Here is a 20,755-nt window from a genome sequence, read left to right as displayed (position 1 = left end):
CGACCCTGTTTGGAATCCTAACTCGTTCGGTTCCCCGGGTCGAGATTTCGTTCGTCAACACCTTCACCGAGTATTTCCGAGAGTTAGGACAGTTCTACCGCCCTCCCCGGATATGAAAGAACTGCATCAGTTATATCGTTGGTTGGTGACAGCCCACATGCATGGCAACTCAAGACAGACTCGAGACGGAGATCTTCGGTCGCGGCGTCACGTTCGAATACTCGGAGCACTGGGTCGGGTACTCGATGTTCCTGATGCGGGTCGTGATGGGATGGGTGCTCTTCCAGGGTGGCGTGACGAAGCTCGTCACGTACCTCGACGGGGACCCCGCGAACAACTGGACGGCGGCGGGCTACCTCCAGAACGCCGTCCCCGAAGGCAACCCGTTCATGGGGATGTGGGCGGACATGGCCGGGAGTGGCCTCATCGACATCCTCAACATGTGGGGGCTGACACTCGCGGGGGCCGCGCTCATCCTCGGCGCGTTCGTCCGATTCAGTGCGTTCTGGGGCGCGATCATGATGCTGTTCTACTGGGCGGCAGCGCTCGAAGGCGGCCTCATGGCCGGGCTCCCGCTCGCGCACGGCTGGGTCGTCGACGACCACATCGTGTACGCCGTCCTCCTGTTCGGCCTCGGTGCGTTCGGCGCCGGCCGCATCCTCGGGCTCGACAGCTACATCGAGGACACGAGCGTCGTCAGGAACAACCGCTGGCTGAAGTACCTCCTCGGGTAGTCGGCCGCGGCCACCGGTCGGCTACCGCCTCCGGTCAGACCGGGTCGGGGTCGTAGGCGTCGCCGACGCGGAGGTCGAGCGCGCGCTCGCGGACCGACAGGTCCAGCCCGTCGTGCTCGGCGAGCTCGCCGTCGCGACTGAACCGTATCGCCTGGTTCGCGGTGACGTGGAGGTCGCTCGCCTGCAGGTGCGTGACGCCGGGCGTGTCCTGTCCGAGCAGGCGCTGGCCGAGCGCTTCGGCGACGACGTTCGTCGCCGGCATCTGTTCGACGACCGCGACGTCGAACACGCCGTCCTCCATGTCGCCCTGGCCGCCCTCGGCGACGAACCGGCGTGCGTTCCCGACGAGCAGACAGAGGGCGTCACCCGTCCACCGCTCGGTCCCCGACCCGGTGACGGCCTCCAGTTCGATGTCGAGACCGTCCCACTCGAACGCCTCCTGGGCGCCCGTGACGACGAACGCGAGCGGCCCGAGGCGCGCCTTCAGGTCGCTGCTCGCGGAGAGACTCGCGTCCGCGGGGAACCCGGCGATGGTGGAGACGAGGAACGGTTCGTCGTCCGCGAACCCGACGTCGACGCTCCGCACCTCGCCGGTGTCCGCGATCTCGACGCCGCTCCGGACGTCGGCGACGCCGACGTTCCCAGCGAGGAGGTTCGCGGTCCCGACGGGGACGACCGAGAGCGTCACGTCCCCGAGTCCACCGGCGTCAGCGAGCCCGCGAACGACCTCGTTGATCGTGCCGTCGCCACCGCAGACGCACACCTCCGAGACGCCGTCCGCGACCGCCCGCCGGCCGAACGCGACCGCGTCTCCCGCTCCTTCGGTGCGTTCGACGTCGAACCCGCGGCCCGCGAGCAACCGCTCGACGTAGTCCGCGTGGTCGCCACTACCACTCACCGGATTCACGACCGCGCGACGCGACCCCTGGTACACGCACGACGACACGGCCGCCGCGGGCGTAATTCCATCGACTCTCGAACCCGACGGCGCCGGGAGCGAGCTGGAAGCAGTCGGTGCGGGTCGTCGAACCGGTCACTCGTCGAGGTACGGCTCCTCGATGCCCTGGTCGCCGCCGACGAGGCCCGTGAGCCAGCGCGTGCTCTCGTCGAACACGGTCACGACCGGGCCGAGCGCGCGCTCGACGAGCGCGAGCGGGCGGGCGACCCGGAGGCTCCACGTCTCCGCGTGCCCGAGCCCGTACGCCTTCGGGACGATCTCGCCGAACACGAGGACGAGGACGGTCGCGGCGAGCGTCGCGACGACGACCGCGACGCCGGAGGGCACGACCTCGACGACGAGGAGCGTGACGATGCTGGAGATGGCGACGTTCACGACGTTGTTCCCGACGAGTATCGTGACGAGCAGTCGGTGCGGGTCGTCGAGGAGCGCGTCGAGCGCGCGTTCGTCGGTCGATTCGCCGTCGGCAGCGAGTCCGGTCACCCAGTCGTCGGTGAGCGAGAACAGCGCGGACTCGCTGCTGGAGAACAGTGCACTGACGGCGACGAGCGCGGCGACGGCGAGCAGCGACGGGACGAGCGTCGTCACTTCGTTCATACCGGTCACCTCTCGCCCCGGCCGCATCAAAGCCCCCGGCACGGTTTACACTCCCGCGCGCTGAGACACGGTATGCGAATCACGAACGCGCTCAAGCGCAGTTTCGTCTCCGGGATGATACTCGTCGCGCCGCTCGTCCTGACGCTGTACGTGCTCCGGGTGCTCGTCGGCTGGTCGCTCCAGTTCGTCGACCCGGTCGTCCGCGGGACGCGACTCACGCAGTACACGGGCGACGTCGAGGTCGCCGCACAGCTCCTCGCGGTCGTCCTCATCGTCGGAAGCGTCGTCCTCCTCGGATTCGTCGCGAACAGGAGCGTCGGCCGACAGCTGTTCGGGCGCGTCGGCCGTATCGTGAACGTCATCCCGCTGTTCTCCACCATCTACGGCGGCGTCCGACAGGTCGCGGACTCCCTCGTGGAACGCAACACCGCCTACGAGAGCGTCGTGCTCGTCGAGTACCCGCGCGAGGGCGTGTACTCGATCGGGCTCGTCACGGGCGAGAGCCCGAACGCGGTCGAGTCGTTCGCCGGCGGCGAGGTGTACAACGTCTTCCTGCCGAACAGCCCGAATCCGACCGCCGGGCGACTCGTGCTCCTCCCCGAGAGTCAGGTCCACGAGATCGACATGAGCGTCCGCCGCGGGATGCGCCTCGTCGTCACGACCGGCGTCGGCGACGACGGCCCGACGCCCGTCACCACCGACCCGAACGCGTTCGTCGACGCGGACTGACCGGCGAGCGCGAGCGGTTCTCCGTCGGTCCCATCGATAGCTCACCGGGGCGGTGTCGTCCGCGCGGAAGCGACGCACCCAAGCGGCGCCGGGCGCTAGCCCCGTCAACATGGACGTTCGGTTCCTCGGTGGTGCCCGCGAGGTCGGTCGGAGTGCCATCCTCGTCGACGACTCGCTCCTGCTCGACTTCGGGCTGCTGACGGGGACGCCGATGCGGACGCCGGTCGAGACGCCGGACCCGGACGCGGTCGTCGTCAGCCACGGGCACCTCGACCACGCCGGTGCCGTCCCCGCGCTCCTCTCGGGGGCGGCGCGGCCGCCCGTGCACTGGACGCCGCCGACGCGCGAACTCGCGCTCACGCTCGCCCGCGACACCCTCAAGCTCCACGGTGGCACCCTGCAGTGTCCGTTCACGGAGACGGACGTCCAGCGGCTCACGCAGGTGTCGCGCACGCACGGCTACCGCGAGCCGTTCGACGCCGCCGGGTACGAGGTGACCTTCTTCGACGCCGGCCACATCCCCGGGAGCGCGCACGTGCTCGTGGACGACGGGGAGACGCGACTGCTGTACACGGGCGACTTCCACGTCGACGACCGTCGTGGCGGCGAAGCCGCCGCGGGCCGCGCGAACGGACGCGACGCGCCCGCGAGCGGACAGCGCCTCGTCCCGGGGACGACCGCGCGCCCGGACGCCGACGTGGTCATCTGCGAGAGCACGTACTACGGCGTCAGCCACGACCCCCGCGGCGAGGTCGAGGAGCGGTTCGCGCGGAGCGTCGAGGAGACCCTCTGGGAGGGCGGGACCGTCGTCGTGCCCGCGTTCGCCATCGGCCGCACCCAGGAGATGCTGCTCGTCTGCGAGGCGCACGACGTCCCGTGCTACGTCGACGGCATGGGGAAGTCGGTGACGCGGATGCTCGGGAACTACCCCGAGTTCGTCCGCGACCCGGACGCGCTCCAGCGCGCGACGAGCCACGCCCGGTTCGTCACCGGTCGCGACGGCCAGCGCAAGCGCATCACCGACCAGAAGGCCGCCATCGTCACCACGAGCGGGATGCTCTCGGGCGGCCCCGCGATGACGTACGTCCCCGAGGTCGCCCCGAACCCGACGAACGCGGTCGCGATGACCGGCCACCAGGTCGAGGGGACGCCGGGGCGCGACCTCCTGGAGACCGGGAGCGCCGAGTTCGACGGGCGCCGCATCCCCGTGAGCGCGCAGGTCGAGCAGTACGACTTCTCCGCGCACGCCGACGAGGCCGGCCTCCGCGCGTTCCTCGACGCCTACCGCGACAGCGAGATACTGGTGAACCACGGCGACGACTGCGAGCGCTTCGCCGACGACCTCCGCGCGGACGGCTACGACGCGAGCGCGCCCGCCGTCGGCGAGACGCACTCGACGTGACCGGCGACCACCCCGACCAGCAAGCGGTTCAATTCTAAACCCCCATAATCTCCGAGTGTTTCGATGTAAATCCCGGTGGTTATGGTCGCGTGACGGCTAGAGGGCACTCGACACGCGGTCGTCGCGACCGCACTCCCGAACGAACCCCGCTATCATGGACGACTCCACATCCGGCCGCGACGCCCTCCTCGACGCGTCGACGCTCCTCGTCGTCGGTACGACGACGTGGACGACAACGCTCGCGACCGCACTCTGCGAGCGGACGACCGCGGTCGTCGAGCGCGTTCGAACCCGCGAGGACGCCCTCGCCGCGCTCGACGCGACCGACGTCGACGCCGTCCTCGTCGACGACGCCATCGACGACGCGACCGCGGTCGACCTCGTCGACGCCATCCGCGAGCGGACGACCACCCTCCCCGTCGTCCTCGGTGCGACCGGCGGGAGCGAGGCGCTCGCGAGCGACGCGGTCGCCGCGGGCGTCACCGACTACGTCGCCGTCGACGACGGGGCGGTCGACGCGGTCCTCGAGCGGACCGAGCGCGCGATCCGCGAGGCGCGGCGGTCGCGGACGCGCCGCGAGCGCGCCCACCAGTTCGACGCCATCTTCCACGACGACCGGACCGCGACCTGGGTGCTCGAACCCGACGGCACGCTCGCCCGCGTCAACGGGACCGCTCGCGGCATGGTGGACGCGGACGTCGACGCCCTCGTCGGCGACCCGTTCTGGACGCTCCCGTGGTGGCGTGACGTCGCCGCGAGCGTCGGCCCGACCGACGCGACGAGCGCCGACGCCGACACCGGTTCGGGCGCGCCGACCGCGCCGGGCGACGCTCGCGAGGACGTCAGGCGGATCGTCGAGACCGCGCTCTCCGGGTCGTTCGGGCACGCCGTCGTCGTCCGCGACGACCCCGCGGACGGCCGCGTCATCGAGCTCTCTGCGCGACCCGTCACCGACGACCGCGGCGACCTCGTCTCCGTCGTCGTCGACGGCGTCGACATCGCGGACCGCGTCGACCTCGAACGCGACCTCCGGCGGTCCGAGGAACTGCATCGCGTCACGCTCAACAACATGACGGACACCGTCCTCATCGCCGACGAGGACGGCGCGTACACGTACGTCTGCCCGAACGTCCACTTCATCTTCGGGTACGACGCCGACGAGATCCGCGACCTCGGGACGATCGACGCGCTCCTCGGCGAGGACCTCTTCGACCGCGAGGAACTCGCCGACGAGGGCGTCCTGAAGAACATCGAGACGACGGCGACGGACAAGGCCGGGCGCGAGCACACGCTCCTCGTGAACGTCCGCGAGGTCGCCATCCAGGACGGCACCGTCCTCTACAGTTGCCGGGACATCACGAAACGCAAGCAACGCGAGGAGGCGCTCGCGACGCTCCAGGAGACCGCCCGGGACTTCCTGTACGCCGAGACCGACCAGGAGATCGTCCAGCACGTCGTCGACGACACCGCCTCCGTGCTGGACCTCGACGCGAGCGCCGTGTACGTGTTCGACGCCGACGAGAACCACCTCCGGCCGGCCGCGTACACGCAGGCGATGCGGGACGCCCACGGCGCGCTCCCGACCGTGCAGGCCGACGGCCGGGACCTGACGAGTCACAGTTTCGTCGAGAACGAGTCGCTGTTCTTCGACGACGTCCACGACGCCGACCGGCTCGCGAACCCCGCGACCGACCTCCGGAGTGCGGCGTACATCCCCCTGGGGAACCACGGCGTGTTCGTCGCCGGCACCACCGAGGTGGGTGCGTTCGACGACGTCACGCGAGAGCTCGCGGACCTGCTCGCGGCGACCGCGGAGGCGGCGCTCGACCGCGTGCGCCGGGAGTCCCGGCTCCGCCGGCAGGACCGCGAGCTGCAGGCGCGCAACGACGAGCTCACCGCGCTCAACCGGATCAACGAGACGATCCGCGAGATCGACCAGGCGCTCGTCGCCGCGGAGACCCGCGAGGAGATAGATCACACGGTCTGCGAGCGCCTGACTGCGGACGACCGCTTCCGGTTCGCGTGGGTCGGGCACGTCGACGCGACGACGGACACCGTCGAGCCGGCGGCGTGGGCGGGCGCGGACGACGGCTACCTCGACGCGAGGCCCATCGAGGTCGCGGACGCCGGCGTCGACCCGGCGGGTCGAGCCGCCGCGACGGGGGCGCCGTGCGTCGTGGAGAACGTCGCCGCGGACCTGCGCGCGGCCCCCTGGCGGAAGGATGCGCTCGCGCGGAACCTCCTGTCGGTGTTGAGCGTCCCGCTGGCGTACAACGACGCGACCCACGGCGTGCTGACGGTGTACGCGGAGACGCCGGACGCGTTCGACGAGACGATACGGACGGTGCTCGCGGAGCTCGCGGAGACCATCGCCGCCGCCATCAGCGCGGGCGAGCGCAAGCGAGCGCTCCTGACGACGTCGATGACGCGCGTCGAGTTCGCGGTCGCCGACCGGTCGTTCGTGCTCGCGGACCTCGCCGAGGCCGCGGACTGCACGATAGCGTACGAGGGCGGTGTCAGGCAGACGTCGACGGGGAGTCAGGTGTTCGTCACCGTCGACGATGCGTCGGTCGACGCGGTCGTCGACGCCGCGTCGTCGCTCGTCGGCGTGGAGGACGCCCGGCGGATGGCCGGTGGCGACGGCGGTGGCGTGGTGCGACTCGGGCTGTCCGGGCCGTTCCTCGCCACCGAGCTCGCGGACCACGGCGCGGTCGTCCGGCGTATCGACGCGACTCCGACGGGGGCGACGCTCACCGTGGACGTCCCGGGTCGCGTCGACGCGCGCCGGGTCGCGCGCCTCGTCGAGGAGCGGTTCGACGACGTGGAGCTCGTGTCGAAACAGACCCGCGACCAGGCGTCCGAGAACGGGTTCTACGCGACGGTCATCGACCGGCTGACCGACCGCCAGCTCGAGGTGCTCGAGACCGCGTACTACAGCGGGTTCTTCGAGTCGCCGCGGCAGGCGACCGGCGAGACGGTCGCGGACTCGCTGGGCATCTCCCCGCAGGCGTTCTACCAGCACGTCCGCGCCGTCCAGCGGAAGCTCTTCGCCGCACTCGTCGACGAGCACGTCCCGGTGACGCCCCCCGAGCCTTGACCGACAGACCGGTGACGTCGCCCGAGCCCTGACCGACACCGGGGCCGCGAGTCCGACCTCGTCCAGTCGGAGGGTTGAGTGGTAAACCCCGTTCTCGTCGTGGGGTTCGATGACCAACGGTCGAGCACTCGGGGGACGCGCCGGTAGGGTGGGGTAGAGCACCCGCGGCATCCGACGGTGCTCGGCGTAATCATGAAGGACGTATCCAAAGACCCGAACGACGCGTCGCCCTACGAGTGCTTCGAGTGCGGGAGCATCGTGGTCGCCGAGAGTAACCCCGGCACGTGCCCCGACTGCGCGGGCGCGTTACGGAATCGACGGACGCCTCTCGAGTGAGATGGCGTCGACATCAACCGCGAACGACGACCCCGAGCGCGAGTCCGAGGAGTCCGAGTCCGCGCTGGAGACCGCGCGACGCCAGCTTCGGCGAGCCGCGACGCTCCTCGACGTCGACGAGAACATCGTCGAGCGGCTCGCGCACCCGAAGGCCGTCCACGAGGTGACGGTCCCGGTCGAGCGCGACGACGGCACCGTCGACGTCTTCACCGGGTATCGCGCGCAGCACGACAGCGTCCGCGGGCCGTTCAAGGGCGGCCTGCGGTACCATCCGGACGTGACGCGCGACGAGTGCGTCGGGCTCGGGATGTGGATGACCTGGAAGTGCGCCGTCATGGACCTGCCGTTCGGTGGGGCGAAGGGCGGCGTCGCCGTCGACCCGAAGTCCCTCAGCGACGCGGAGACCGAACGCCTCACGCGTCGGTTCGCGGGCGAACTCCGCGACGTCATCGGACCGAACACGGACATCCCGGCGCCTGACATGGGGACGACCCCGCAGACGATGGCGTGGCTGATGGACGCGTACTCGATGCAGGAGGGGGAGACGACGCCCGGCGTCGTCACCGGCAAACCGCCGGTCGTCGGCGGGAGCGAAGGCCGGGACGCCGCCCCGGGGCGGAGCGTCGCGCTCGTCACCCGGGAGGCCGTCGAGTACTACGGCGACGACCTCGCCGGGACGACCGTCGCCATCCAGGGGTTCGGGAGCGTCGGCGCGAACGCCGCGCGCCTGCTCGACGACTGGGGCGCGGACGTCGTCGCCGTGAGCGACGTGAACGGCGGCATCTACGATTCCGACGGGCTCGACACGCACGCCATCCCGACGCACGACGAGGAGCCGGAGGCGGTGCTCGGGCACGACGCGCCGGCGACCGTGACGAACGACGAGTTGCTCGAACTGGACGTCGACGTCCTCGTGCCCGCGGCCGTCGGGAACGTCCTGACCGCCGCGAACGCCGGCGACGTCAGCGCCGACCTGGTCGTCGAGGGCGCGAACGGCCCGACGACCAGCGGCGCGAGCGAGGTGTTCGCGGAGCGCGAGATACCCGTCGTCCCGGACATCCTCGCGAACGCCGGTGGCGTCACCGTGAGCTACTTCGAGTGGCTGCAGGACATCAACCGCCGGAAGTGGAGTCTCGAACGCGTCCACGAGGAGCTCGACGCGGAGATGCAGTCGGCCTGGCGTCGCGTCCGCGAGGAGTTCGAGGCGCGCGACGTCACGTGGCGGGAGGCGGCGTACGTCGTCGCGCTCTCCCGGGTCGCGGAGGCGCACGCGACCCGCGGCCTCTGGCCGTAGCGAACGCTCGGGGACGCCCCACGCGTTCCAAGCAGGAGGTTTTCGACCCTCGTCGACGAACGGGCTGTCGTGCAGCCGATGGTTCGCGCCGCCGTGGTCGTCGCGGTCCTCGTCGCGCTCGCCGGGTGCGGGGGAGCGCCCGGCGGGTCGGCGGAGACGGGAGTTCAGTACGTCGTCTACGCCGAGCGCACCGACCTCGCGCCGGGGAACGCGTCCACCGTGGACGCCGGGGCCCCGGCGTTGGCGGACGCGAGTGCGATACAGCGTGCGCTGACAGAGGCGGCGACCGAGGGCAACGGGCTCGTCCGGGTGTCCGAGCGACGGTTCGCGAAGCTGAACCGAACGATTGCAGCGATACCGGGCGCCGCCAGCGCCCCCGACGACGACGCGGTCGCCGGGACGCTGTACGTCGAGTACGAGGGCGCCGTCTACGAGGTGACCGTCCGGAAACGCTGGCTGGTCTGACCGCCGTCCTCCCGAAACGCTGGCTGGTCTGACCGCCGTCGTCGCCCCGACCACTGGACTCCGCGTCGTCGGTTCGTGTTTCTCGGGCCGTGAGACCCGTACTCGGCGTATTTGCGCTCGCGGCGCGTCTCTCTAGGCATGATACTCCACCGTCTCCTCGTCGCCGCTGGCTCGGCCGTGGTCGCGTTCGGCGTCGTCGCCGTCGCGGTCATCGAAGCACTCGCGCCCACTGCGGACGTCGGCGCCGGCATCGTCGGCGTCGGCGCGGGCGCGCTCGCCGCGGTCCTCGCGTTCGTCCTCGTCGCGCTCCTCGCCGAGGCGCTCGCCGGCCCCGCGCGCTGGGCGGTCGACGCGGTCGGCGCGTTCGGCCTCGCACTCGTCGGCGTCGGCACCGTCGTCTACGTCGACTTCGTCTCGCTCGAGACGACCACCGCGGTCGCGCTCGGCGCCGTCGTCGCCTTCCTCGCGTTCGCCGGCGGCTGGCTGAGCGGCGAACGGACCGACGAGCCGCGCGACGGCACCGGTCCCGCCTGAACCGACACCGCTGGCACGCACGCCGGACCCTACCCGAACCGATATCGCTGGCACACACACAGCGTCCGGACCCCGGCGCTCGAACCGGGTCGTTCCCGGCGCTCGGTCGGTCGTGACCACCCCGGGACCGCGCGAGTATTACCAATCCTTATTAACTGAAGCAGTCTACGTTAGTATCATGACGGTTGCGAGCGTCTCGATGCCACAGGAACTGCTGGACAGAATCGACGAGTTCGCGGACGAACACGGCTACACCGGCCGCTCGGAGGTGCTCCGCGAAGGCGCGCGGAACCTCCTGGGCGAGTTCGAGGACAAACAGCTGGAGGACCGCCAGCTCATCGGCGTCATCACCGTCCTCTTCGACTTCGAGACCACGAACGCCGAGCAGCGCATGATGAACCTCCGCCACGAGTACGAGGGCCTCGTGAAGTCGAACTTCCACAATCACGTCGGCGACCATCAGTGCATGGAGCTGTTCGTCCTCGAGGGCAGCCTCGAACAGATCTCCGCGTTCGTCGGGAAGGTCCGCGCCACCAAGGGCACGACCACCGTCGACTACTCCGTGACGCCCGTCGACGACGACCCCGTCGTCTGAGCCGTCGGCAGCGCCGCCAACCCACCGCGGTCGTGCGCACTGCGGGCGATTCCGGGGATAACGTATTACCCGTGGCGAGCGACGCGTGTGGTATGTCCGACCCGTTCGTCGTCGTCGGCGGTGACGCCGCCGGCTTGAGCGCCGCGAGCAAGGCCAGACGCGAGGCGCCCGAGCGCGACGTCGTCGTCTTCGAGAAGGGGCGCTGGATATCGTACGCGCACTGCGGGACGCCGTACTTCGTGAAGGGCGAGGTCGACGGTCTCGACGACCTCCTGTCGCTGTCGCCCGACGCGGTCGCCGAGCGCGGCGTCGACCTGCGGCGCGAGCACGAGGTTACGGGCGTGAACGTCGACGCGGAGACGGTCGGCGTCGACGGCCCGAACGGCCAGTTCGAGCAACCGTACGACGACCTCCTCGTCGCGACGGGCGCGCACGCCGTCACCGACCCCATCGACGGCCACGAGCTCGACGCGGCGCTCCCGATGCACGGCCTCGACAACGCCGCCGCGACCAGGGCGCTCCTCATGGACCCGGACGCCGACCACCTCGGCGCGGTCGGCGGCGAAGCGTACGTCGACCGCGAACGCGTCGAGCGCTGTGGCGCGCTCGACCCGCCGGAGACCGTCGCCATCGTCGGTGGCGGGTACGTCGGCGTGGAGATGGCCGAGGCGTTCAGCGCGCACGACCTCGACGTCCACCTGTTCCAGCGCCCCGAGCACGTCCTCGAGTCCTTCGGCGAACCCATCGCCGAGCGCGTCGAGGAGACGCTGCGCGAGCACGACGTCACGCTCCACCTCGGCGAGGAAGTCACACGACTCGAAGACGACGGAAATGGCCGCGTCGGCGGTCTCACGTGCGCGGACGGGTCGACGCTGTCCTGCGAGCTCGCGCTCGTCGGCATCGGCGTCCGCCCGAACACCGACCTGCTCGCGGACACGCCCGTCGCGCTCGGCGAGAGCGGTGCGGTCGCGGTCGACGAGTTCGGCGCGACGACCGTCGACGGCGTGTACGCCGCCGGCGACTGCGCCGAGACGACCCACGCCGTCACGGGCGAGTCGACGTGGGTGCCCCTCGGCCTCACCGCGAACCGCGCCGGGCGCGCCGTCGGCACCACCGTCGCCCGCACCGACCACGACACCGAGAGCGACGGCGATACCGGCGGTCACGGCGGCGTGTCGCCGGCGGACCGCGAACCCGTCGGGACGGTCGCCGGCACCGCCGTCACGAAGGCGTTCGAGCTGGAGGTCGGCCGCACGGGCATCACCGACCACGAGGCGGCGCGCGAGCACGGGTTCGACGCCGTGACCGAGACGATCACGACGCGGTCGCGGTCGGGATACTACCCGGGCGCCGCCGAGACGACGGTGACGCTCGTCGCCGACCGCGAGAGCGAACGCCTGCTCGGCGGCGCCATCGCCGGCACCGACCGCGCCGCCGTCCGCATCGACACCGTCGCGACCGCGCTCGAAGCCGGGATGACCGTCGGCGACCTGGAACGCACCGACCTCGCGTACGCCCCGCCGTTCTCGCCCGTCTGGGACCCCGTCCTCACCGCCGCGAAGGTCCTCCGCGGGTCGCTCGACGAGTAACCGAACACACCACGGGCATACCGCGGCGGTCGACCGACCGCACGCCGGTCGACCGCGTCGAGCGTCCGAAGACGTTCGGTGGAGTTCCTGCACCATCGTAATTCGGTCTCCGTTTAAGAACCCTGGCGCGGCGACGTCGACGTATGCGACTCGAACGAGGAACCATCGCGAAGCTCCTCGTCGCGGTGTTCGTCGGGAACCTCGTCGTGATGGCGGCCGGTGCCGCGTACTCCTACCAGCACCAGCCGGCCATCCCCGACCGCATCGAGGGTCCCGACGGCGACGTCGTCCTCACCGAGACGGACGTCCGCGACGGGAAGGTCGCGTTCCAGCGGAACGGGCTCATGAACCACGGGTCGATCCTCGGGAACGGCGCGTACTACGGCGAGGACTACACCGCCGACGCCCTCAGCCTCAAGGTCGAGTTCATGCGCGAGTACCACGCCGAGCGGCGTCACGACGCCGACTACGCGGCGCTCTCGCCGCCCGAGCAGGCCGCCGTCGACAGCCGCGTCCAGCGCGACCTCGACTCGGGCGCGGGCACCGACGGCGTCGTCCGGTACTCCGCCGCGGAGGCGTACGCCCACGAACGGGTGCGCGAGGTGTACGTCGAGCGCTACCACGAGGGGAGCGACGAACGGGGCGTTCCCGAAGGGATGATCGCGACCGAGGACGCGGCGCGCGAGTTCGCGGACTTCGCGATGTGGACCGCGCTCGTCTCGCACACCGACCGCCCTGGGAGCGAGCACTCGTACACGAACGAGTGGCCGTACAACGAGGCCGCCGGGAACACGCCCGCGGGCGCGACGATGACGTGGAGCGTCGGCGCCATGGTCCTGCTCGTCGCCGCCGCCGGCATCGGCGTCTGGCTGTACACGTCCGTGGAACTCCCCGAACCCGAGGTCGACTCGATAGCCGTCCCCGACCCGGGCGACGTGGCGTTGCTGCCAAGTCAGCGCGCCGCCAGCCGGTACGTCCCCGTCGCCGCCGCGCTGTTCGTCGTCCAGGTGCTGCTCGGCGCGCTCCTCGCGCACTTCTACGTCGAGCGCGCCGCGTTCTTCGGGCTCGGCGACGCCCTCGGCGTGAACGTCCTCCAGCTCCTCCCGTTCGCGCTCGCGAAGACCTATCACATCGACCTCGCGATCGTCTGGATCGCGACGCTCTGGCTCGGCGCCGGCCTCTTCCTCCCCGGACTCCTCACCAACCACGAGCCGGCGAACCAGGCGCGGTACGTGAACGGGCTGCTCGGCGCGCTCGTCGTCGTGGTCGTCGGGAGCGTCGTCGGCGTCTACCTCGGCTCGCAGGGGTACTTCGGCGACCTCTGGTGGATACTCGGCAACGAGGGCCTCGAGTACCTCGAAGTCGGTCGCCTCTGGCAGGCCGGGCTCCTCGCCGGGTTCGTCGCGTGGGCCGTCCTCGTCGCCCGCGGCTTCAAGCCGCTGCTCGACCGCGAACCCCGGTACGGGCTCGCGCACATGATACTGTACGCCGGCGGCTCCATCGCGCTCCTGTTCGTCGCCGGGAACCTCTACACGCCCCAGTCGAACATCGTCATGACCGAGTTCTGGCGGTGGTGGGTCGTCCACATGTGGGTCGAGGGCGCGTTCGAGTTCTTCATCGTCGCCGTCGTCGGCATCACGCTCGTCTCCATGGGGCTCCTCAAGAAGCGTTCCGCGGAGAAGGCCGTGATGTTCGAGGCGCTGTTCGTGATGGGGAGCGGCGTCATCGGCGTCTCTCACCACTACTGGTGGGTCGGACAGCCCGACGTCTGGATCCCCTTCGGGAGCGTGTTCTCGACGCTCGAACTCGTCCCACTCGTGTTCATCCTCTTCGAAGCCATCAACGAGTACCGCGCGCTCGCCGCCGGCCCGGACGGGTTCCCGTACAGCCTCCCGTTCGCGTTCATCGTCGCCTCCGGCGTCTGGAACTTCGTCGGCGCGGGCGTCCTCGGGTTCTTCATCAACCTCCCGCTCGTCAACTACTTCGAGCACGGCACGTACCTCACCGTCGCGCACGCTCACGCCGCGATGTTCGGCGCGTTCGGGTTCCTCGCCCTCGGCATGGCGACGTACATGCTCCGGCTGTCCGTCGACCCCGCCCGGTGGGTCGGGCGCCGCATCCGCTGGGCGTTCTGGCTGTGGAACGCCGGCCTCGCCATCATGGTCGTCGTCAGCCTCCTCCCCGTCGGCTTCCTCCAGCTCGAGACCGCGTTCACCGAAGGGTACGCCGTCGCCCGCTCGCTCGCGTTCTACGAGCGCGACCTCGTCCAGCTGTTCTTCTGGGCGCGCTTCCCCGGTGACGTCCTCCTCATCGCCGGCACCGTCGTGTTCGCCTACGACGTCGTGAAGAAACGGTTCGTGCTCCGCGACGCCGCCAGCGAGGACGACGCCGCGACCGGCACCGGCCCGATCGCCGGCCGGGTCTTCGCCGACACCGACCCCGCCGACGCACGCGCCAGCGACGACGACTGACCGGTCGGTCGGGCACCCGGACCACGGCCGGCGACGACGCACCCGTTATTGTACGCATCGCACTTTTCTGTCTCCGTCGCCTTCGACCAGGTATGTCCGAGCAGTTCCCCACAGTCGACGCGGTCGTCCCCGAGATAACCGCGAGCACGCTGAAGGCGCGACTCGACGCGGGCGAGCACGTCGTCGTCCTCGACACGCGCCGGCCCGCGGACTACGAGACGTGGCACATCGACGGCGACACCGTCACCGCCATCAACGTCCCGTTCACCGCGTTCATCGACGGCGACGACCCCGCGACCACCGCCCCCGCGTCGTTCACCGACGCACTCCCCGACTCGTACGACGCCCCCATCGTGACGTGCTGCGCGAAGGGACTGTCGAGCCTGTACGTCGCGAAGTTCCTCGCGAACGAGGGCTACGACATCGTCGCGCTCGACGACGGCATGCGCGGCTGGGCCGGGCTCTACGAATCCCGCGAGCTGCCGGCCGAATACACGCCAGAAGGCGCGACCGTCCTCCAGTTCCACCGGCCGAGCTCGGGCTGTCTCGCCTATGTCATCGTGAGCGCCGGCGAAGCGATGGTCGTCGACCCGCTGCGCGCGTTCGCCAGCGAGTACGCCGCCGCGGCCGACGACCGCGACGCCACGCTCGTGTCCGCCGTTGACACGCACGTGCACGCCGACCACGTCTCCGGCGTCGCCACCGTCGCCGACGCCACCGGCGCCCAGGCGCTCGTCCCCGCCGGCGCCGACGACCGCGGCTACCAGGGCGACGCGGAGTACGTCGAAGCCGGCGACGAGAGACGGGTCGGCGACGTCGCCGTCGAAGCCATCGCACTGCCGGGACACACGAGCGAGACCCTCGGGTACCGCGTCGGCGACGTCCTCCTCACCGGCGACACGATATTCACCGACGCGGTCGCTCGCCCCGACCTCGAGGAGGGCGACGCGGGCGCCGAGGACGCCGCCCGCCGGCTCTACGACACCATCCAGACGCTCGCGGACGCGTCGCCTCGGGACGCAGACGACGTCCTCGTCGCACCGGGACACACGAGCGAGAGCGCGACCCCCCGCGACGACGGCACGTACGCCGCCACCGTCGGCGACCTGCGCGAGCGCCTCCCCGCGTTCGAGCGCGACCGCGAGGACTTCGTCGACGCCATCCTCTCGGGGATGCCGCCGCGCCCGAACAACTACGAGCGCATCATCGCCACGAACCTCGGGCAAGAGCACGTGAGCGACGGCGAGGCGTTCGATCTCGAACTCGGCCCGAACAACTGCGCCGCCGGCGAGTAGTCGCGAGCGCCGTCACCGACGAGCGCGCCGCACCGAACCCGTCGAGACGCCCTCCAGCCCGGGAACTCTTGTGACTGGCCACGGAACCGCTCGACGATGCGCGACGCCCTCCTCGCTCGCGAGACGTGGGTCGGAACCCCGGCCGTCCGGCGTCGCTGGCTCGCGGTCGGCGTCGTCGTCGGACTCGCCGTCGGCGCGTTCAACGTGCCACTGACCGCGTTCCCGCTCGCCGACCTCGGGCTCCCGACCGGCTGGGCGGTCGCGGGATACGCACACCTCGCGCTGTTGCTCGTCGCCGCCGGAAGCGGGTACGACCGCGCTGGTGCGCTCGTCGGGGTCGTCGCGGCCGGCGCGACGGTATGGTGGTTCGCCGTGCCGGGAATCAGTTGGGGACCCACCACGGAGCCGGCAGCCCCCGTCTCCCTCCTCGTCGGCGTGGCGACAATCGCCGTCGTCCTCGGTGACGTCGGCTACCTCGTCGGTGCCGGGGTCCGCCACCTCGTCGCGTACGCCCGCGCCCGGCGGGGTCAGGCCGCGAGCGCGTCGAAGTCGTAGCTGATGCCCGTGTGTTCCTCGCTGGCCTCCCAGAGGCGGCGCGCGAGGTCGTCGTCGAGCGCGCGAGCGCTCGGCTCCTGGCGCTCCGGGCTCCCGCGCATGTTCATCAACCCGCCGGGGCCGTAGTACGCGCCGCCCGCGACGTCGCTGGCGGTCGCGGCGTACAGCAGCGGGAGCGCACCGTCGGCCGCGGACTGCGCGACCACCGCGTTCGCAACCTCCATCGCGTACTTCCGAAGCACGGAGCCGCGCTGCTCGGGCCCGCGCTTCTGGAGGTTCGTCGCCGCGTATCCCGGATGCACCGCGACGCTCGTCACGTCCGCGACCCCCGCATCGTCGAGCCGGGCGTCGAGCTCCCGGGCGAAGAGGACGTTCGCGAGCTTGCTCTGCCCGTACGCCGCCCACTCGTCGTACCCGCGCTCGGGGTCGTCCGCGGGGTCCGCGCTCCGCGGCCGAACCCGGTCGAAGTCGATGTCGCCGTTCTCGTGCAGTCCGCTCGACTGCGTGACCACGCGCGCCTCCCCGTCGCTCGCCGCGAGGAGCCCGAGGAGCCCCTCGGTGAGCGCGAAGTGCCCGACGTGGTTCACGCCGAACTGCGTCTCGAACCCCTGCGCCGTCTCCGAGTACGGGACCGCCATCACGCCCGCGTTGTTCGCGAGGACGTCCAGTTCGTCGTACGCCTCGCGGACGTCGTCGACGAACGACGCGACCGAATCGAGGTCCGCGAGGTCGCACTCGCGGACCTCCAGCTTCCCCGGCGTGCTCGTCCCACGCGCCGCGATCTCGTCACGGATGCCCTCGGCGGCGTCGCGCCCGCGGTCCGTCGACCGGACCGCCATCACGACCGTCGCGCCGCGCGCCGCGAGCGCCCTGGTCGCCTCCCGACCGATGCCACTGTTCGCGCCCGTTACCACGACCGTCTGCCCGGAACAGTCCGGGACGTCCGCCTCGCTCCAGCCACTCATACCCGACAACAGGGGCTGGACGTTCAAGGGCACTCGCCTCGCGGTATCCCGAACGCCACGGCCGCGACGAAACGTTTCATCATATCTGACAAGACATTTTCCGGAGGGGTTCGGGCGTGGGAGTATGGTCCCGCGTACGAACCGACGCACGGTGCTCCTGGCGACCGCAGCAACCGCCATCCCGCTTTCGGGCTGCGCTGACCTCGGACACAAGACGCAGACGGCGACGGTCCACCTGGTGAACGAGACCCGCAGCGAACAAGAGATGTACACCGACCTGACGAAGGGCGAGGAGACGCACGTGTTCGGGCAACTCGCCACGGTTCCGGCGGCGTCCGCTCGACGAATCGAGGCGGACGTCCAGCCTGGAACGTACGAGCTCTTGGTGAACGTCGACGATATACGACCCCGCCCACGGGCGACCACGAACTGGGAGATCGCCGAGTCGGACTGCGAGAACAGCATCTACTGCACCCTGACGCGAACCGACGACCGGCATCGGTTGACCTACCTGGAGCACGAGTGCGTCGACAGGGGAGCGGTCTGAACGCTGCGCTCGCTCGCACCCGACGGACCGTCCACGAGACCATCGCTCACCGCGAGCCGCGACCCCCAGCCGACGATTCCGCGTCGCCGACCCCCCTCTTTCGTGAACCGGCGAACGCGTCCGGGTTGGGAAACCCATACGCGTCCGGCGAGTGACGTCGGAGTATGGTCGAGAATCACTCCGAGACGTTCGCGATCGGTGGCACAGACGAGGTGCATCGGCTCGGGTACGGCGCGATGCGGGTCACGGGCGAAGACATCACGGGGCCGCCGGCGGACGAGGACGCCGCGCGGGACGTCCTCCAGCACGCGACGGACCTCGGCGTCGACTTCGTCGACACCGCGGACTCGTACGGCCCCGGCGTGAGCGAGCGCCTCATCCGCGAAGCGCTGCATCCGTACGACGACCCGGACGTGTTCGTCGCGACGAAAGGCGGCCTGCTCCGGAATCGCGACGGCGAGTGGAAGCCGATGGGCGACCCGGACTACCTGAAGAACGCGCACTTCGCGAGCCTCGACCGCCTCGGCGTCGACTGCATCGACCTCTACCAGCATCATCGCCCCGACCCCGACGTCGACGTCGAGGACTCCCTGCACGCGCTCGCGGAACTCCAGGACGAAGGCGTCATCCGTCACGTCGGCGTGTCGAACTACTCCGTCGAACAGCTCGACCGCGCGAGCGACGTCGTCGACATCGCGACGGTCCAGAACCGCTTCAACCTCTCCTACCGCGAGGAGCGAGCGGTCCTGGAGTGGTGCGAGGACAACGACGCCGGCTTCATCCCCTGGTATCCGCTCGCCGCCGGCGACCTCGACGACGACGACGCCGTCGACGACGTCGCCAGCGCGCACGACGCCACACGCGAACAGATCGCGCTCGCCTGGCTCCTCCACACGAGCGACGTCACCCTCCCCATCCCCGGCACCTCCAGCATCGAACACCTCGAAGAGAACGTCGCCGCCAGCGCAATCGACCTCAGCGACGACGAGGTCGCGCGCCTCGACGACGCGGCATAGCTTGAAGGCCCGGGCGAGCGTCCCCTTCGACGAATGACCGCGGCCACGGACCTGTTCGTCGAACTCGTCGGTGACAGCGTGCTCGTGCAGGCGCTCGTCGGCGGGTTCGTCATCGCCGGCCTGAACCTGCTCGGGGCGTCCGCGATCCTCGTCGTCCGCGACCCGAGCGAGCGCACGCTCGACGGCGCGCTCGGGTTCGCCGCGGGCGTGATGCTCGCCGCCGCGTTCACGAGCCTCATCCTCCCCGGAATCGAGGCCGCCGGCGGCGACCCCATCCCCGTCCTCGTCGGCATCCTCCTCGGTGCCGCGTTCCTCGACCAGGCCGACCGGTTCGTCCCGCACGCGCACTACCTCCTCACCGGGAAGCGCCGCGACGACGTCGGCTACGACGCCGCCGGGAGCCCCGTCGACGAGTCGAAGGTCGCCGGCGTCGTCCTGTTCATCCTCGCCATCACGCTCCACAACATGCCCGAAGGGCTCGCCGTCGGCGTCGGGTTCGGGAACGCCGCGCAGGCCGCGAACGGCGCCGAACAGACGGCGGCGCTCGCGGACGCGCTCGCGCTCATGCTCGCCATCGGCATCCAGAACATCCCGGAGGGACTCGCGGTGTCCGTCGCCGCCATCAACGCCGGGTTCGACCGGCGCGCGTACGCCGTCTTCACCGGCGTCCGCTCCGGACTCGTCGAAATCCCGCTGTGCGTCCTCGGCGCGCTCGCCGTCACGCTCGTCGCGCCCCTCCTGCCGTACGCGATGGGGTTCGCCGCCGGCGCGATGCTGTTCGTCATCAGCGACGAGATCGTCCCCGAGACCCACCAGGGCGGCCACGAGCGCGTCGCCACCGCCGGCCTCATGGTCGGCGTCGTCGTCATGCTCTACCTCGACGTCACCCTGGGGTGAGGAGTGAGCGCGCTCGCGACACCCGTCACGTTCGTCAATCACACGTTTGGCATGGTGAAACAGGCTCAGAGTGAACTTATGCGCCTCCAGCCACTAGGCCCGTTCACCATGACCGCCCACGAGTCCCTCCAGCGACACGACACGAGCGACCCGCCTCCAGCGACGCCGGCGAAAGCGACGCTGTTCTGTCCCGACTGCGACCGAACCGCGCCCGTCGACGGCGAGTGGACCGAACGCCAGCGGAGTTACGGCGTCGCCGTCCACTGCCCGCGCTGCGACGCGCGCCTCACGCTCCGCCCGCAGTTCTCCGACGACGTCACCGACGTCATCCACAGCGACTAACCGCAGGAATCGACCGTTCAGTCTCCGTCCCGTTCTGCAGCCTGCGCCGCATCGACCTTGTCAGCGTGCGTCTCGAGCGCCGCGGCGAGCTCGCGCGCTTGCGCGGGGCTGAGTTCGAGCTCGTCGACGTGCCCCGCGACGCCCTCGGGCTGCCCGTCCGCCTCGAACTGGAGTTGCACGTGCTCGGGGTTCTCGCGGTCGCTCGTCGCGTTCGCCACGCCGAGGCCCGCGACCTCGTCCTCCGCGGTGCGGATACGGGCGTCGACGAGGTCGAGCGTCGTGTACGCGTTCACGCGCATCAAGCGTCCTACCATGCGTGTTCACCCGAGGGTTCGGT

At 70.6% G+C, this 20,755-nt stretch carries 21 protein-coding genes; 17 read left to right on the top strand and 4 right to left on the bottom strand.

The window, feature by feature from the left end; translation table 11 throughout:
• Positions 1-161: 161 nt before the first annotated feature.
• Positions 162-734, top strand: coding sequence for a DoxX family protein (locus tag SM754_RS19970; RefSeq protein WP_323677901.1), 573 nt, complete (start codon positions 162-164; stop codon positions 732-734).
• A 34-nt stretch (positions 735-768) separates the two neighbouring features.
• Here the strand turns inward: SM754_RS19970 and SM754_RS19965 are convergent, their stop codons facing one another.
• Both SM754_RS19965 and SM754_RS19960 read right to left on the bottom strand, forming a co-directional pair.
• Positions 769-1,668, bottom strand: coding sequence for a diacylglycerol/lipid kinase family protein (locus SM754_RS19965; RefSeq protein WP_323677900.1), 900 nt, complete (start codon positions 1,666-1,668; stop codon positions 769-771).
• A gap of 99 nt (positions 1,669-1,767) precedes the next feature.
• Entirely contained in the window at positions 1,768-2,289 is a 522-nt protein-coding gene (locus SM754_RS19960; protein WP_323677899.1) for a DUF21 domain-containing protein, read from the bottom strand.
• A gap of 72 nt (positions 2,290-2,361) precedes the next feature.
• On the opposite strand from SM754_RS19960, the gene SM754_RS19955 reads away from it, so the two are divergent.
• The 12 genes from SM754_RS19955 (at position 2,362) to SM754_RS19900 (ending at position 16,651) form a co-directional block, all read left to right on the top strand.
• On the top strand, positions 2,362-3,018 hold the full coding sequence (locus tag SM754_RS19955; RefSeq protein ID WP_323677898.1) for a DUF502 domain-containing protein: 657 nt from the start codon (positions 2,362-2,364) through the stop codon (positions 3,016-3,018).
• Between the two features lie 109 nt (positions 3,019-3,127).
• The gene (locus SM754_RS19950; protein ID WP_323677897.1) at positions 3,128-4,420 is read left to right on the top strand and encodes an MBL fold metallo-hydrolase; all 1,293 of its coding nucleotides are present in this window, start codon (positions 3,128-3,130) and stop codon (positions 4,418-4,420) included.
• Positions 4,421-4,574: 154 nt separating this feature from the next.
• Complete coding sequence (locus SM754_RS19945) at positions 4,575-7,517, top strand: bacterio-opsin activator domain-containing protein (RefSeq protein ID WP_323677896.1); 2,943 nt, start codon at positions 4,575-4,577, stop codon at positions 7,515-7,517.
• 192 nt (positions 7,518-7,709) lie between these two features.
• Positions 7,710-7,853, top strand: coding sequence for a rubrerythrin-like domain-containing protein (locus SM754_RS19940; RefSeq protein WP_323677895.1), 144 nt, complete (start codon positions 7,710-7,712; stop codon positions 7,851-7,853).
• Position 7,854: 1 nt separating this feature from the next.
• Positions 7,855-9,147 (top strand): glutamate dehydrogenase GdhB, encoded by a 1,293-nt coding sequence (gdhB, locus tag SM754_RS19935; protein ID WP_323677894.1) that lies wholly within the window; start codon positions 7,855-7,857, stop codon positions 9,145-9,147.
• A 69-nt stretch (positions 9,148-9,216) separates the two neighbouring features.
• A complete protein-coding gene (locus SM754_RS19930) occupies positions 9,217-9,612 on the top strand; it encodes a hypothetical protein (RefSeq protein WP_323677893.1) in 396 nt (131 codons plus the stop codon).
• 138 nt (positions 9,613-9,750) lie between these two features.
• Positions 9,751-10,146, top strand: coding sequence for a hypothetical protein (locus SM754_RS19925; RefSeq protein ID WP_323677892.1), 396 nt, complete (start codon positions 9,751-9,753; stop codon positions 10,144-10,146).
• A gap of 178 nt (positions 10,147-10,324) precedes the next feature.
• Positions 10,325-10,741: a CopG family ribbon-helix-helix protein gene (locus SM754_RS19920; RefSeq protein ID WP_323677891.1), complete on the top strand. Its 417-nt coding sequence runs from the start codon at positions 10,325-10,327 to the stop codon at positions 10,739-10,741.
• Positions 10,742-10,833: 92 nt separating this feature from the next.
• On the top strand, positions 10,834-12,330 hold the full coding sequence (locus SM754_RS19915; RefSeq protein WP_323677890.1) for an FAD-dependent oxidoreductase: 1,497 nt from the start codon (positions 10,834-10,836) through the stop codon (positions 12,328-12,330).
• 143 nt (positions 12,331-12,473) lie between these two features.
• Positions 12,474-14,801 (top strand): nitric-oxide reductase large subunit, encoded by a 2,328-nt coding sequence (locus tag SM754_RS19910; protein ID WP_323677889.1) that lies wholly within the window; start codon positions 12,474-12,476, stop codon positions 14,799-14,801.
• Positions 14,802-14,893: 92 nt separating this feature from the next.
• A complete protein-coding gene (locus tag SM754_RS19905) occupies positions 14,894-16,096 on the top strand; it encodes an MBL fold metallo-hydrolase (protein WP_323677888.1) in 1,203 nt (400 codons plus the stop codon).
• A 96-nt stretch (positions 16,097-16,192) separates the two neighbouring features.
• The gene (locus SM754_RS19900; protein ID WP_323677887.1) at positions 16,193-16,651 is read left to right on the top strand and encodes a hypothetical protein; all 459 of its coding nucleotides are present in this window, start codon (positions 16,193-16,195) and stop codon (positions 16,649-16,651) included.
• Here SM754_RS19900 and SM754_RS19895 read toward each other — a convergent pair.
• Positions 16,624-17,616, bottom strand: a complete 993-nt coding sequence (locus SM754_RS19895; protein ID WP_323677886.1) for an oxidoreductase — start codon at positions 17,614-17,616, stop codon at positions 16,624-16,626. The genes SM754_RS19900 and SM754_RS19895 overlap by 28 nt on opposite strands.
• 124 nt (positions 17,617-17,740) lie before the next feature.
• On the opposite strand from SM754_RS19895, the gene SM754_RS19890 reads away from it, so the two are divergent.
• From SM754_RS19890 to SM754_RS19875, 4 genes are all read left to right on the top strand, one after another.
• Entirely contained in the window at positions 17,741-18,163 is a 423-nt protein-coding gene (locus SM754_RS19890) for a hypothetical protein (protein WP_323677885.1), read from the top strand.
• Between the two features lie 164 nt (positions 18,164-18,327).
• Positions 18,328-19,179, top strand: coding sequence for an aldo/keto reductase (locus SM754_RS19885; protein WP_323677884.1), 852 nt, complete (start codon positions 18,328-18,330; stop codon positions 19,177-19,179).
• 33 nt (positions 19,180-19,212) lie between these two features.
• Positions 19,213-20,076, top strand: coding sequence for a ZIP family metal transporter (locus tag SM754_RS19880; RefSeq protein ID WP_323677883.1), 864 nt, complete (start codon positions 19,213-19,215; stop codon positions 20,074-20,076).
• A 108-nt stretch (positions 20,077-20,184) separates the two neighbouring features.
• Entirely contained in the window at positions 20,185-20,418 is a 234-nt protein-coding gene (locus SM754_RS19875) for a DUF8106 domain-containing protein (protein ID WP_323677882.1), read from the top strand.
• A 17-nt stretch (positions 20,419-20,435) separates the two neighbouring features.
• On the opposite strand, the gene SM754_RS19870 is transcribed toward SM754_RS19875, so the two are convergent.
• On the bottom strand, positions 20,436-20,732 hold the full coding sequence (locus SM754_RS19870; protein ID WP_323677881.1) for a DUF6360 family protein: 297 nt from the start codon (positions 20,730-20,732) through the stop codon (positions 20,436-20,438).
• Positions 20,733-20,755: the final 23 nt, after the last annotated feature.

The organism is Halorubellus amylolyticus (assembly GCF_034808145.1).
Classification (GTDB): Archaea; Halobacteriota; Halobacteria; order Halobacteriales; family Natrialbaceae; genus Halorubellus.
This window is presented reverse-complemented; position numbering and strand designations above follow the sequence as displayed.